Source organism: Skermanella rosea (assembly GCF_016806835.2).
Taxonomy (GTDB): domain Bacteria; phylum Pseudomonadota; class Alphaproteobacteria; order Azospirillales; family Azospirillaceae; genus Skermanella; species Skermanella rosea.
Genome location: NZ_CP086111.1, coordinates 6,015,520 through 6,029,235, shown reverse-complemented (window position 1 = coordinate 6,029,235; position 13,716 = coordinate 6,015,520). Strand labels below are relative to the sequence as shown.

Sequence of the window (13,716 nt, the reverse complement as noted above, 5' to 3'; positions counted from 1 at the left end):
CTTTACCAATTCCTCCCACGCATCATATCCTATTGCCATGACCGCCATTGCCCATGACGATGCCGCGGAACCGCGGATCTTCTTCGACGCGATCCTGCATCCCCACAGGAGCCTGTCGCGGCGGGGATTCGCGATCTTCATGGGGGCCTTCACGGCGATCAGCCTGACGGTCGGCGGGTTCTTCTGGCTCCAGGGCGCCTGGCCGATCTTCGGCTTCTTCGGGCTGGACATCCTGCTGGTCTGGTGGGCGTTCCGCCGGAGCTATCGTAGCGCCCGCATGTACGAGACGGTCCGCCTGACCGAGCGCGAGTTGGTGGTCCACCGGGTCGGCGTGACCGGCGACGACCGGTGCTGGACTTTCCAGCCCTATTGGTTGCGGGTCACCATGGACGATCCGCCCGAGCACGAGAGCCAGGTGACGCTGACCAGCCACGGCCAGACCCTGACCGTCGGCTCCTTCCTGTCGCCGGAGGAGCGGCTGGACTTCGCCAAGGCGCTGAACGAGGCGCTGGGCCGCTGCCGGCGCGTCCATCCCGGCGCCTGACCGCTCCGCAAGAATCGGGTTGGCCCGGTCCCGGAATCGGCGGCATATGCTGTCCGACAATCCGGGGAGGATGAGATGACCTTTGCCGATCCGATGGAGGACCAGGACCTCCGCAGCCATTACGCCGCCATCGCCGCCGCGATCGACCGGATCGTGGACGGCTACCAGGACCAGCCCTCGCTGGAGGACATGGCCGCGGCGGCCAACATGAGCCCGTTCCATTTCCAGCGCGTGTTCAAGCGCTGGGCCGGGATCAGCCCCAAGCGGTTCGCCCAGTTCGTGACGCTGGGCCATGCCAAGCGCCTGCTGGACGAGGACGGCAGCGTGCTGGACACCGCGCTGGAGGTGGGGCTGTCCGGCCCCAGCCGCCTGCACGACCTGTTCGTCGCGTGCGAGGCGATGACCCCCGGCGACTACAAGGCCGGAGCCGCCAGCCTGACGGTCCGCTGGGGCCTGCACGACAGCCCGTTCGGCCGCGCGCTGATGGCGGCCACGCCGCGCGGGCTGTGCTGGCTGAGCTTCGTGATCGACGGCGACGAGCGGGCGGCGGTCGCGACGTTCCGGGAAGAATGGGGGGAGGCCGCTCTGGTCGAGGACCCCGCCGCCACCGCCGGCATCGTGGACCGGGTCTTCGGCGGCGAGGCGGCGGGAGAGGCGATCCCGCTGGTGCTGCGCGGCACCAATTTCCAGATCAAGGTCTGGGAGGCGCTGCTGCGCATCCCGGCCGGCCGCTTCGTCAGCTACCAGGACCTGGCCCGCGCCGTCGGCCGGCCGGAGGCGCCGCGCGCCGTCGGGGCCGCCGTGGGGCGCAACCCGATCAGCCTGATCATCCCGTGCCACCGGGTGATCCTGAAGTCGGGCGTCGTCCACAATTACCGCTGGGGCGTGCGCCGCAAGAAGGCCCTGCTGGCCTACGAGGCGGCACGCGCCGCCGGATAGGCCCGACTTACTTCGGTGCCAGGCGCAGGGCGCCGTCCAGGCGGATGACGTCGCCGTTCAGCATGACGTTGCCGATGATGTGCAGCGCCAGGTCGGCGTATTCGCCCGCGTCGCCGAAGCGGTTGGGGAACGGCACCGAGGCGGCGAGGCTGTCCTGGACCTCCTGCGGCATGGTCAGCAGCATCGGCGTGGCGATCAGGCCCGGCGCGATGGTCATGACCCGGATGCCGAAACGGGCCAGCTCGCGCGCCGCCGGCAGGCCGAGCGCGATCACGCCGCCCTTGGACGAGCCGTAGGCGGCCTGCCCGATCTGGCCCTCGAACCCGGCGACCGACGCCGTGTTGATGATGACGCCCCGCTCCGAGGTTTCCAGCGGGTCGAGCTTGCTCATGTCGTAGGCGGCCAAGCGCATCACGTTGAAGGTGCCGACCAGGTTGATGTCCACCACCCGCTTGAAGGCGGCGAGGTCGAGCGGCCCCTCGCGGCCGACGATGCGGCCGGGCGTCGCCACGCCGGCACAGCTGATCGCGATGCGGGCCGGGCCGTGGGCCTCGCGCGCCGTGGCGAAGGCCGCCTCGGTGCTGGCGGCGTCGGATACGTCGCACTGGACCGCGATCCCGCCGATTTCGTCGGCCACCGCCTGGACGGCGTCGACGTTGAGGTCGAACAGGGCGACCCTGGCGCCTTCCGCCGCGAGGCGCCGGGCGGTTTCCGCCCCCATGCCCGAGCCGCCGCCGGTGATGATGGCGGCATGATCCTTGACCTTCATCGGTCTTCCTCCCCCTGTGCTGTAAGACTGTGCTGTCAGACTGTACTGTTCGATCGGCCCGCTCTTTAGCAGAGTGGGCGGGCGAATGCAGCACCCGGCGGGGGATGGACGGAACAGCCCGGCGCCCTAGTTTGTCACCGGTCATGCTGTCCGATACTCCCCGTCCCGCCCTCGCGCTCGGCTTCGCCGGGCTGATCCCTTTCTACCTGGGAGCCGCCGCCGTCTGGCTGGCGCCGCTGCCCTGGAACGTCCATGCGCTCCAGGTCCAGGTCCTCTATGCCGCGACCATCCTGTCGTTCCTGGGCGCCGTCCATTGGGGACTGGCGCTGGCGAATTGGGGCGGCGATCCCCCGTCCCCCGGCAAACCGGCGCCCGCCATGACCTGGACCCGCCTGGGCTGGAGCGTGGTGCCGGCGCTGGTGGCCTGGATCGCCGTCGCCCTGACGGCGGTGCCGGCGCTGGTCACCTTCATCGTCGCCTTCGCCGGCATGTATCTCGGCGACCGCGCCGCGGTGCAAGCCGGCCACGCGCCCGGCTGGTACCTGCCGATGCGCAGGGCGCTGACCGTGCTGGTGATCCTGGCGCTCGCCCTGTCGCTGGCCCGGGTGCTGCTGGGCTTGGCGCCCGACCAGGTCACCAGTTAGCGCCCGGGGTCCCGGACGCTGGCCGAGGCCGCGGCGGCCGTCCGCTCCCGGCGGGCCAGCGACGCCTCCCGCTGGGCGATGTAGATGGTGGAACCGGCGATGATCCCGGCGCCGACCCAGCTCCACAGGTCCATGGTCTCGCCGAACATGACGTAGCCGAGCAACGCCGCGAAGGGCAGCTTGGTATAGTCGAACGGCATCATCGCGGAGGCGTCGGCCATGTGGAACGCGCGGGTCAGCGACAGGTGGCCCAGCGTCGCGACGCCGCCCATGGCGACCAGCCATACCAGCATCCCCCAGCTCGGCCAGGACCAGACGAACAGCGCCGGGACCAGCGACATGGGGGTCAGGAACAGCACCATGTAGGTCACCATGGCTGTGGTCGACTCGGTCCGCGCCAGCGCCTTGACCTGGAGCGCCGACGCCGCGCTGAAGCAGGCCGACACCAGCACCAGCACCGCCACCAGATCGATGGCCTCGGCATCGGGCCTGACGATCACGAGGACGCCGAGGAACCCCACGACGGTGGCGGTCCAGCGCCGCAGCCGGACCACCTCGCCCAGGAAGAGTGCTGCGCCCACGGTGGCGAACAGCGGCGTGGTGAAGTTGAGCGCCACCGCCTCCGCCAGGGGCATCACGCTGATCGCGTAGAACCAGGTCAGCATGGCGGCCAGCCCGGTCAGGGCGCGCGTCGAGTAGAGGCCCCACTTGCGGGTCCGCAGGCCGCCCAGTCCCGCCCGCATCAACCAGGGCAGCATGAAGGCCAGGCTGAAGAAGTTGCGGAAGAAGGTGACCTGGAACGGGTGCAGCTCGGTCGAGGCGTGGCGGATCAGCAGGTTCAGCACCGAGAACAGGGCCGCCGCCGTGACCATCCACAGCGCCCCCTCCACCGTGACGGAAAGCTTTGACGGGAACAGGCGCGTGCTGAAGAAAGCCACTGGGGAGGACTGCCGGATCTGCTGCGGAAAAGGAGGCGGCGGGAAAAACGTATGTGCGACACTATGCCCGTATCCTTCCCGGCGACCAACCGACGGTGGCCGGGAAGGCTTGCGCAGGGCGCAAATCTGCCATGCGGCGTCCCGGTTCCCGGGGGACCGGCCTATGGTGGGATCGTGAAGCACCGATTTGGGAGGAAACCGAAGATGCAGTTCCTGGTCATCGCCTATGACGGGACCGACGAAGCGGCGCTGGACCGGCGCATGGCGGTCCGCGAGGCCCATTTAGAGGCCGCCCGCGCCATGAAGGCTGACGGCAGCATGATCGTCGGCGGCGCCATCCTGGACGACGAGGGGCGCATGATCGGCTCCTCCTGCATCGTGGAGATGCCCGACCGGGCGGCGGTGGATGCCTGGCTGGCCCGCGACCCCTATGTCACCGGCAATGTCTGGCAGAAGATCGAGGTGCGCCCGTTCCGCTGCGCGCCGCTGGCATAGTTGCATGTGACGATACAGTCCATCGACCTGGCGGTGGATTATGCCGGCGGATGATCGGGTCCATAGTGGGGACATGTGATCGTCAGCCCCGTTGGAGCCTTGTCATGTCCCGCTTCCCCAGCCTGTTCGTCTCGCACGGTTCGCCCACCCTGGCCCTGGAGCGGGGTGGCGCCGCCGATTTCCTGCGCGGCTACGGCGAGCGGCTGGGGAGGCCGGAAGCGATCCTGGTGGTGTCCGCCCATTGGGAGACCGCGGCGCCGGCGGTCGGCACCAGCCCCGCGCCGGAGACCATCCATGATTTCCGGGGCTTCCCGGAAGCCCTTTACCGGATCCGCTACCCCGCCCCGGGCGCGCCGGACACGGCGGCAGAGGCTGCGCGCCTGGTGGAGGCCGCGACGGGGCGGCCGGTCGGGCTCGACCCGGAGCGGGGGCTGGACCACGGGGCCTGGGTGCCGCTGTCGCTGATGTATCCCGCCGCCGACATCCCGGTCGCCCAGCTCTCGATCCTGCGCGACGGCGGCCCGGCCGACCATCTGGCGCTGGGCGAGGCCGTCCGCCCGCTGCGCGATTCGGGCGTGCTGGTGCTGGCATCGGGCAGCGCCACCCATAACCTGTACGAGTTCAGGGGCAATGCCCACGACGCGCCGGCGCCGGGCTGGGTCTCGGGGTTCGGCGAGTGGCTGGCCGAAGCGATCCGCGACGGCCGCACCGCCGACTTGGCTGACTATCGCCGGCTGGCCCCCTCCGCGGAGCGCAACCACCCGACCGAGGAGCACCTGATGCCGCTGTTCGCGGCGATCGGCGCCGCGTCGGAGCCGCGCGGCGCCCGCGTCCATGCGAGCCATGCCTTCGGCGTGCTGGCCATGGATGTCTACGAGTTCGCGTGAAGGACGCGGCGGTCCGATGAACAAGGGACGCGGCGGAACGGATTTGCCTGGATTGTGTTCGAAATTGAACCTGTTCCGGCTGCCGAGCGGATGATCCCTTGGAAATTCGAGACGCGACCTACGACCGCCTGCTCAACATCTGGGGACGGCTGAGGACCAGCCTTTGGTTCATTCCCGGGCTGATGACGGTGGGAGCCCTGGCCCTGGCGGTGTTCGCCCTCGGGATCGACGCCAACCTGACGAAAAGCGACCAGCGCGTCTGGTGGCTCTACAGCGGCAAGGCGGAAAATGCCAGCGAGCTGCTGTCCACGCTGCTGTCGTCGATCATCACCATGTCGACGCTGGCGATCTCGATCACCATGGTCGTGCTCACCTTGGCCGCCAGCCAGCTCGGACCGCGGCTGATCCGGAACTTCATCGGCGACCGCCGCACCCAGGCGGCGCTGGGCTTCTTCGTAATGACCATCGTCTACCTGCTGCTGGTCTACCGGCGGGTCGACGACCACCTGGACGCCGACAACGTGCCCAACGTCGCCATCACGGTCGGCTCGGCCCTGTCGCTGGCCTGCATCTTCCTGCTGCTGTTCTACGTCCACCATCTCGCCAGCTCGATCGTCTCGGACACGGTGATCAACCGGGTCGGCAACGAACTGGACGAGGTGGTGCGCCGGCTGCTGCCGGAGCCGGGCAAGCTCCCCCGGCACGACCTGCGCACCGGCGGGGACGACCCGGACGGCGGCGGCGCCGACCTCAGCCTGCCCCGGGGAGGCTATGTCCAGACCATCGACCATGGCGCGCTGGTGGCGCTCGCGCGCGAGCACGACGTCGTCCTGACGCTGCGGTTCCGCGCGGGATGGCACCTGCTGGCCGGCGGCTGCCATGCCTCGTTCACCCCCCGCGACCGCCCCGGCGACGGGATCGCCCGGGGGCTCGCCGAGGCGGTGGTGATCGGCGCGGACCGCACGCCGACCCAGGACATCGAGTTCAGCATTCGCCAGCTGGTCGAGGTGGCGCTGCGCGCCCTGTCGCCCGGAATCAACGATCCCTATACCGCCGTGGCGGTGATCGACCGCCTGGCGGCGTCCCTGGCGCTGGCCATGGGGCGCGACATGGAGCCGGCGTTGCACCGGGACGAGGACGGCCGGGTCAGGCTGATCGCCCATCCCGCCACCTTCACCGGGCTGGTCGACCGGTCGTTCAACGAGATCCGGCAGGCCGCCGCCGGGAATCCCGCCATCCTGATCCACCTGCTCGACACCATCGCCCGCCTGGCGTTCCACGTCCGGACCCCGGAGCAGCGCGACGCGCTGGCCCGGCACGCCTCGATGATCGCGTCTTCCGGCCACCGCGACGTGGAGGAGGAGCAGGACAAGGCCGAGATCGCCGACCGGCACGAGGCGGCGCTGGCCAGCCTGATCGCCACGGACGTGTGACGGCCGGCCATGTTCCCGCACCGGCCGGCGCCTCCCCGGCGTCAGATGTCCTCGAAGAACTCCACCACGCCGTCGTCCAGGTCGTAGCGGGCGCCGACGATCTTCAGCTTGCCGGCTTCCAGGGGATCGACGAGCAGCGGTTCCGCTTCGCGCAGCCGCCGGACGATCCGCCGGACGTTGGACCGGACCGCGTTCTCCACCATGTCGCCCGGCTGGTCGCGCACGGCCAGGACCGCGGGGATGATCGGCTCGACCATCCTGCCGATGCTGCCGGCGAAACTGGCGTTGTCGCGCACCACCGAGACCGCGGCGGCGACCGCGCCGCACCGCTCGTGGCCCATCACGACGACCAGCGGCACGCCCAGTTCCGCCACCGCGTACTCGATGCTGCCCAGCGCCGAGGTGTCCACGGTGTTGCCCGCGTTGCGCACGATGAACAGTTCCCCCAGGCCCCGCCCGAACAGCAGTTCCGGCGGCACGCGGCTGTCGGAGCAGCTCACCAGCACGGCGAAGGGCGTCTGGCCGCGCGCGATCTCGATCCGGCGGTCGCGGTTCTCGCCGGCGCGGTAGGCGCTGTCGGTCAGGTAATCGCGGTTACCCTCCTTCAGCAGCTGGAGCGCCTGATCGGGCGTCAGGTCGGTCCTGGCGGCCGGGCCGGCCGCGAAGGCCGTCCCGACCGGAAGGATGGCGCCGGCCAGGGCCCCCGCCGCGGCGCCGCCGCAGGTCCTCCTGAAGAATGCGCGCCTTGACTTGTCTATCCCGGTCATTGTCGTTTCCCCCTTCGTTCGTAGGACTGCTGCAACGGACCGCATGGCCCGGAGTTTCCCCGACCGGCGCGATCCGCACACCGGAGTCACCCTACATAACTTACGGTTTACCATCTAAGGCAGATTGGAATGAAAGGTTGATTGTGACATCTGTTGGGCCATCGCGCGATCCTACGAACCCCATGGAATCAGATGTGGAAACGAACGGCCCGGCTGTCGCGCGAGGATGTCGTGACGATCTACGAGGTTCTCCTGGGCCGGACGCCGGAGAGCGCCGAAGTCATCGAGAAGTGCCGTGAATTGGGATCGGCGGCGGCGGCCCTTCGCGCCGTCAGCCAATCCAGCGAGTTCGCCGCGAATCGCGGCTCAAGCCCCTTCCACCACTATCACGCCGAGTTCGACGCCCGGGAGGTCATCCGCCGGCATGCGGTGCCGGGGCTCGAGCCGCGCGACGGCCATCTGACCAACTTCCTGGGCGTCGTCATCCACAACAAGTTCCTGCCCGGAGTTCTCGCCGACCGGGCGGGACAGGTCGAGGGCATCCCGAATCCGGCGAACTGGCATGCCGACATCGCCGAGTGGGCCGCCGCCCTGCGCGCGGTCGAGCTGGCCCGGAAGACCTTCACCATGGCCGAACTGGGCTGCGGCTGGGGTTGCTGGATGAACAATACCGGGGTCGCCGCGCGGCGCCTGGGCCTCAAGACGCACCTGATCGGCGTCGAGGGCGACCCGGGGCACATCGCCTTCGCGCGCGAGGCCTGCGCCTCCAACGGGTTCGCGGCGGACGAGGTCACCCTGTTCCACGGGATCGCCGCCGCCATCCCGGGCACCGCCCTGTTCCCGCGCCAGAAGACCTCGGGCATGGAATGGGGGCTGGAACCCATCTTCAACGCGACCGGGGAGGAACGCCGCCGGGCGCTTCGCGCGGGGAGCCACGACGAGCTGCCGATGATCCCGCTGAACGAGGTCATCGGAGACCGCGAGCGGCTCGACCTGCTGCACGTGGACATCCAGGGCGGCGAGGCCGACCTGGTGGACTCCTGCATCGGCACCCTGTCGCGCCGGGTGGCCTACATGGTGATCGGCACCCACTCGCGGCAGATCGAGGGGCGCCTGATGGACAGCCTGCTCGGGGCCGGGTGGACCCTCGAGATGGAGCGGCCGGCGATCATCCGGCTGTCCGGAGGCGCGCCGCTGACCCTGGTGGACGGCGTGCAGGGCTGGCGCAACACCGCGCGCTGACGCCGGCGGGCTATTCCGCGGCTTGCGCCAGGGCGGGCGGGGCCAGGGCGGGCGGGGCGGCCGAGCCCGGTTCCCCCACCACGGTCCCGACCAGCTCGCGCAGCCGCTGGGCGCCGGAGTACCGACCGGACCGGGCGGCGGGAAACATGAACAGAATGGTTTGAATTGATGATGGCGCAAGGAGCCTGAACTATCGCCGATCGCATTATCAACTCCCCTGAATGGCATCCAATGAATGGCATCTAAGTAAAGCACCGCCACAGCCGATCCGCCGTACCGGCACGACTATGATTCATAAAATACCGCCCAATCAAGCATTCATAAATCCCTGAGGCATATTGAGCCGCACTCTTGCCTTATCGGATAAAGCTGCCGAAATCAGGATCCGAGTCGTTCGGCTGGCCCGCGCGGGGCGCATACGTTAGTATTTAAATAACTTGTTAAGGATTCGTGACTTGACGGCCGCCAAGTCTTCGGCCGAGCTAGCGGATCTCTTGCGTTCATTCCGGTAGTCCCGCCAAGCATGACCAGCAACCCACACCTCCCCGCCCTCCCTGCCGAAAAGCTCCGTGCCCTGTACGCCCTCTGGTCCTCGCGCCTCGACGGGCAGGCCCTGCCGCTGCGGTCGAGCTTCCATCCGGAGGAGTTCCAGCCCTGGATGGGCAACCTGCTGATCGTCGGGGTGGAGGGATATCCCCGCCGGTTCCGCCTGCGGCTGGTCGGGACCGAGATCGTCTATTACGACGGCGCGGACTATACCGGGCGATTCCTGGACGAGGTTCTGAAGCCGCCGGTCGCCCGCGTGGTGCTGCGTCAGTTCGAGGACTGCACGGCCCGCGGCAAGCCGATGGCCTTCCGGTACCGGAGCGCCTCCTTCCGGGGCGTGGAGGCCGGCATCGACAAGCTGTTCCTGCCGTTCACGCAGGACGGGCGGACCGTGTGCCAGATCTTCACCTGCCTTTACGCGTCCTTCGCCGACCCCCATGCCCGCGAGCGGCCGACCATCCAGGACTACGAGCTGGACGGATCGACGGTGGCCTTCGACCCGGCGGAACTCTGAGCCGGCGCCGCAGGGGCGACCAGGAACTCCCCGTCCGGGTCATGGGCCTTCGCCCGGCGCAGGGCCGCCGGCCGGCTCGCCACGGCGTAGCAGTAGGCGCAGCCCTGGACGCAGGTGTCGTAGTCGCCGATGTCCCGGCTTTCGGCGCAATCGCAGCCCGGGCGGTTGCCCTTGCGCCGGCCCGCCACCGGCCGGCCCGCGACGTCGCCCAGGCGCGCGGCGTCGACGCACCGGGCGGCCGACACCCCCGGCACGTCGAGCAGGTGCGGCTGGGTGCACAGGGTCGGCGTCATGCCCTCCCCCGCCGCGATCGCCGCGAGGTCGGCCAGGAGCGCCCGCTTTTCTGCATCCTCCGGGTCGTGCCAGGCGAAGCCGTGGGCGCGGGCGGCGGCGTCCAGGTTGCGGACGGTCTTACGGTAGGGCTGCATGAACGACATGACCACCTCGTCCACCGCGCCGGACAGCGCCCGGGCGAGGCCGCCGAAATTGGCCCGGTGCCAGTCGGCGCCGGTCAGGGACGACAGGACGATCGGATCGTAGCGCCAAACGACGGCGCGCGGACCCCAGCGGCCGCGGAGCGCGCGGATCTGCTCCACCGACCGGGCGGTGTCGAGCACGTTCGATTCGAGCGCCCGGGGATAGCCGGTCAGCGTCACCTGGACCATGAAGGGATGCCCCCGCCGGGCGACGGTCTCCAGCGCGTCCATGAAGGGCCAGGCGTTGCGGGTCCAGAAAACGAATCCGTCCACGGCGGCGGGCGACAGGTCGATCCGGTGGACCTGCCTTCCATAGGGATTGACCACGGTGCAGAAGCCGGCATCCAGCCGGTTGAGGAACCAGCGGCCATGGAACGCCGGGATGTCGGTCTTGTAGCTGGCGGAAACGATCACCCGGCTTACTCCGGCAGGCCGGACGGCGGGCCGGGGCGGCGCGGACCGGTGACAAGGCTGTGAGATGACGACGGGCGGAGCCTTGGGGCCGCCCGCGTCGGCGCGGGAAACAGGGCGGGGAAGGCAGGGGCTGCCGGAAAGCCCGACAGTCCCTTCAAATCACTGAAAAATATAGCAAAGCATTCCGGTGAGGCAAGTCCGCCGCAGCAAGGGCCGGGCTGGCCGGGTCAGCAGTGGCCGGCTTCTCCCGACATCAGGGCCTTCAGCAGGTTGGCCTGCGGGTCCGCCGATTGGGCGGCTTCCTCGGCCGCGAGGGCGGCGAGGCTTACGAAATGGGCGAGTTCCGCCAATTCATTGTTCTTGGCATCCTGCGCCAGGCTGTCGAGGCAGGACTTGATCGCAAGCGCCAAATCGCGACGTCTGTGAGTCATGATAAATTTACCTCTAATAATCGCGCCACCGTCTCCGGGCGAGGCCGGCGGTGTCCCCCCACACCTCGCGTTCGCCTTGCCCTGGAAAACATATACCATAATCGTTGGGGATAAGAAGGTGGATAATGTAAGGCCGAACAGAAATAGCGGCAACTGTCAATTGCGTCTCATTATGTCAGCACACCGAAGTACTTTAATCATAGGTTAACTTCAAGCAAAAACTCAGATTTATACCGTCTTGTTACTGCTTCCCTTTTTGCCTGGACTTGGCAGGAATTGATACTGCTGGTAGCACCTTGCAACGGGGATTCAAACCGGGCGCTGTGAGTCCCTGGCGCCGGCGTCATGCCCGCCATACCGGGGTGTTCCGGCGGAATGCCGGCCGGCGGCTGCGGGGGCAGGTGCGGCAGGCGGTCGCGCTCCCGGCCGGCCGGCGCCCGTTCCATGTCTGGCTTCCTGGGTCTGGCTTCCGGGGTGTGGCTTTCCGGCCCGAGGCCCCGTCTCCGCCGCATTTGCCTTGCCGCGGGGCGGTTGCAGCCTTCGGAGCACCTGCCTATATCTCCGGTCAGACTGAGAGATCATCTGAACTCCAACACCGTTCCATACCCTCAACCACCAGAACCAAGGGGGCCGTGGCGGTGCCGAAGTACCGGGCCGCGACTGGTCTGCCGTAACAAAGAGGCTGAATGATGAGCAAAGTGATTGGTATCGACCTGGGCACCACGAACTCGTGCGTGGCCGTCATGGAAGGCGGCAGTGCCAAGGTCATCGAGAACACCGAAGGCGCCCGGACGACGCCGTCGATGGTCGCCTTCACCCAGGGTGGCGAGCGTCTGGTCGGCCAGCCGGCCAAGCGCCAGGCGGTGACCAATCCCGACAACACCTTGTTCGCGATCAAGCGTCTGATCGGTCGCCGTTACGACGATCCGCTGACCCAGAAGGACAAGGGGCTCGTTTCCTACAAGATCGTCGGCGGCGACAACGGCGACGCCTGGGTGGAGAGCCACGGCAAGAAGTACAGCCCCAGCCAGATCAGCGCCTTCATCCTTCAGAAGATGAAGGAAACCGCCGAGAACTACCTGGGCGAGAAGGTCACCCAGGCCGTCATCACGGTTCCCGCCTACTTCAACGACAGCCAGCGCCAGGCCACCAAGGACGCCGGCAAGATCGCGGGCCTCGAAGTCCTGCGCATCATCAACGAGCCGACGGCCGCGGCGCTGGCCTACGGCATGGAGAAGAAGGGCAGCGGCACCATCGCGGTCTACGACCTGGGCGGCGGCACCTTCGACGTATCGGTGCTGGAGATCGGCGACGGCGTGTTCGAGGTGAAGTCGACCAACGGCGACACCTTCCTGGGCGGCGAGGACTTCGACGCCCGCATCATCGACTATCTCGCCGACGAGTTCCGGAAGGAGCAGGGCATCGACCTGCGGAACGACCGTCTGGCCCTGCAGCGCCTGAAGGAAGCCGCGGAGAAGGCGAAGATCGAGCTGTCGTCCGGCATGCAGACGGAAGTCAACCTGCCGTTCATCACCGCCGACCAGTCCGGCCCGAAGCACCTGAACATCAAGCTGACCCGCGCCAAGCTGGAAGCCCTGGTGGACGACCTGGTGCAGCGCACGATCGAGCCGTGCAAGGCGGCCCTGCGCGACGCCGGCCTGAAGGCCAACGAGATCGACGAGGTGATCCTGGTCGGCGGCATGACCCGCATGCCCAAGATCATGGACACCGTGAAGCAGTTCTTCGGCCGTGAGCCCCACCGCGGCGTCAACCCGGACGAGGTCGTCGCGATCGGCGCCGCGATCCAGGGCGGCGTGCTGAAGGGCGACGTGAAGGACGTGCTGCTGCTGGACGTGACCCCGCTGTCGCTGGGCATCGAGACCCTGGGCGGCGTGTTCACCCGGCTGATCGACCGCAACACCACGATCCCGACCAAGAAGAGCCAGACCTTCTCGACCGCCGAGGACAACCAGAGCGCCGTGACGATCCGGGTGTTCCAGGGCGAGCGCGAGATGGCGGCCGACAACAAGCTGCTGGGCCAGTTCGACCTGGTCGGCATCCCGCCCGCCCCGCGCGGCGTGCCCCAGGTCGAGGTGACCTTCGACATCGACGCCAACGGCATCGTCAGCGTCGGCGCCAAGGACAAGGCCACCGGCAAGGAGCAGTCGGTCCGCATCCAGGCCTCGGGCGGCCTGTCCGATGCCGACGTCGAGAAGATGGTCAAGGACGCCGAGGCGCATGCCGCCGAGGACAAGAAGCGGCGTGAGCTGGTCGAGCTGCGCAACCAGGCCGACGGCCTGATCCACACCACCGAGCGCACCATCAAGGAAGCCGGCGACAAGATCCCGGCGGCCGACAAGGCCGCCGCGGAGAAGGCCATCGCCGAGCTGCGCGAGACCGTCGGTGCCGACGACGCCGCGGCGATCAAGGCCAAGACCGACGCGCTGGCCCAGGTGTCCATGAAGCTTGGCGAGGCCATGTACAAGGCCGGCCAGGACGACGGCACGGGCGGCCCGGGTGCCGGCGCTTCCGCCGGCGCCGGGGCGCAGGCGGGCGGCGACTCGACCGTGGTCGATGCCGACTTCGAGGAGGTCGACGACGACAAGAAGAGCAAGTCGGCCTGACCGGCGGCGCTTCATCCCGGGTGCCGGGGGATGGCGGACCGAAATCCGTCCTC

General features: G+C 68.5%; 15 protein-coding genes. 9 read left to right on the top strand and 6 right to left on the bottom strand.

Features of this window, described 5'->3' with window-relative positions; genetic code table 11:
* Positions 1-37 precede the first annotated feature (37 nt).
* Complete coding sequence (locus JL101_RS28245; protein WP_203098583.1) at positions 38-544, top strand: DUF2244 domain-containing protein; 507 nt, start codon at positions 38-40, stop codon at positions 542-544.
* Between the two features lie 75 nt (positions 545-619).
* A complete protein-coding gene (locus JL101_RS28240; RefSeq protein ID WP_203098582.1) occupies positions 620-1,483 on the top strand; it encodes a methylated-DNA--[protein]-cysteine S-methyltransferase in 864 nt (287 codons plus the stop codon).
* A 7-nt stretch (positions 1,484-1,490) separates the two neighbouring features.
* Here the strand turns inward: JL101_RS28240 and JL101_RS28235 are convergent, their stop codons facing one another.
* A complete protein-coding gene (locus JL101_RS28235; RefSeq protein WP_203098581.1) occupies positions 1,491-2,252 on the bottom strand; it encodes an SDR family NAD(P)-dependent oxidoreductase in 762 nt (253 codons plus the stop codon).
* A gap of 143 nt (positions 2,253-2,395) precedes the next feature.
* Between JL101_RS28235 and JL101_RS28230 the strand changes: the two genes are divergently transcribed.
* Entirely contained in the window at positions 2,396-2,896 is a 501-nt protein-coding gene (locus tag JL101_RS28230; RefSeq protein WP_203098580.1) for a DUF3429 domain-containing protein, read from the top strand.
* On the opposite strand, the gene JL101_RS28225 is transcribed toward JL101_RS28230, so the two are convergent.
* Positions 2,893-3,834 carry a DMT family transporter gene (locus JL101_RS28225; RefSeq protein WP_203098579.1) on the bottom strand — a complete coding sequence of 314 codons (942 nt, stop codon included), beginning with the start codon at positions 3,832-3,834 and terminating at the stop codon, positions 2,893-2,895. The two genes, JL101_RS28230 and JL101_RS28225, sit on opposite strands and share 4 nt — an antisense overlap.
* Positions 3,835-4,038: 204 nt before the next feature.
* Here JL101_RS28225 and JL101_RS28220 point away from each other — a divergent pair, with 204 nt between their 5' ends.
* The 3 genes from JL101_RS28220 (at position 4,039) to JL101_RS28210 (ending at position 6,649) form a co-directional block, all read left to right on the top strand.
* Positions 4,039-4,329: a YciI family protein gene (locus tag JL101_RS28220; RefSeq protein ID WP_203098578.1), complete on the top strand. Its 291-nt coding sequence runs from the start codon at positions 4,039-4,041 to the stop codon at positions 4,327-4,329.
* Between the two features lie 104 nt (positions 4,330-4,433).
* Complete coding sequence (locus JL101_RS28215; RefSeq protein WP_203098577.1) at positions 4,434-5,216, top strand: DODA-type extradiol aromatic ring-opening family dioxygenase; 783 nt, start codon at positions 4,434-4,436, stop codon at positions 5,214-5,216.
* Between the two features lie 98 nt (positions 5,217-5,314).
* Positions 5,315-6,649, top strand: a complete 1,335-nt coding sequence (locus JL101_RS28210) for a DUF2254 domain-containing protein (RefSeq protein WP_203098576.1) — start codon at positions 5,315-5,317, stop codon at positions 6,647-6,649.
* A 41-nt stretch (positions 6,650-6,690) separates the two neighbouring features.
* Here JL101_RS28210 and JL101_RS28205 read toward each other — a convergent pair whose 3' ends face one another.
* Positions 6,691-7,416, bottom strand: a complete 726-nt coding sequence (locus tag JL101_RS28205) for a carbonic anhydrase (RefSeq protein WP_203098575.1) — start codon at positions 7,414-7,416, stop codon at positions 6,691-6,693.
* 192 nt (positions 7,417-7,608) lie between these two features.
* Between JL101_RS28205 and JL101_RS28200 the strand changes: the two genes are divergently transcribed.
* Entirely contained in the window at positions 7,609-8,658 is a 1,050-nt protein-coding gene (locus JL101_RS28200) for a class I SAM-dependent methyltransferase (RefSeq protein ID WP_203098574.1), read from the top strand.
* Positions 8,659-8,668: 10 nt separating this feature from the next.
* On the opposite strand, the gene JL101_RS28195 is transcribed toward JL101_RS28200, so the two are convergent.
* Positions 8,669-8,806, bottom strand: coding sequence for a hypothetical protein (locus JL101_RS28195; protein WP_203098573.1), 138 nt, complete (start codon positions 8,804-8,806; stop codon positions 8,669-8,671).
* A gap of 375 nt (positions 8,807-9,181) precedes the next feature.
* On the opposite strand from JL101_RS28195, the gene JL101_RS28190 reads away from it, so the two are divergent.
* Positions 9,182-9,718, top strand: coding sequence for a PAS domain-containing protein (locus tag JL101_RS28190; RefSeq protein ID WP_203098572.1), 537 nt, complete (start codon positions 9,182-9,184; stop codon positions 9,716-9,718).
* On the opposite strand, the gene JL101_RS28185 is transcribed toward JL101_RS28190, so the two are convergent.
* Both JL101_RS28185 and JL101_RS28180 read right to left on the bottom strand, forming a co-directional pair.
* A complete protein-coding gene (locus JL101_RS28185) occupies positions 9,670-10,608 on the bottom strand; it encodes a DUF1848 domain-containing protein (protein WP_203098571.1) in 939 nt (312 codons plus the stop codon). The genes JL101_RS28190 and JL101_RS28185 overlap by 49 nt on opposite strands.
* Before the next feature lie 227 nt (positions 10,609-10,835).
* Positions 10,836-11,039, bottom strand: a complete 204-nt coding sequence (locus JL101_RS28180; protein WP_203098570.1) for a hypothetical protein — start codon at positions 11,037-11,039, stop codon at positions 10,836-10,838.
* A gap of 689 nt (positions 11,040-11,728) precedes the next feature.
* On the opposite strand from JL101_RS28180, the gene dnaK reads away from it, so the two are divergent.
* Positions 11,729-13,663 carry a molecular chaperone DnaK gene (gene dnaK, locus JL101_RS28175; RefSeq protein WP_203098726.1) on the top strand — a complete coding sequence of 645 codons (1,935 nt, stop codon included), beginning with the start codon at positions 11,729-11,731 and terminating at the stop codon, positions 13,661-13,663.
* The last annotated feature ends 53 nt before the right edge of the window (positions 13,664-13,716 follow it).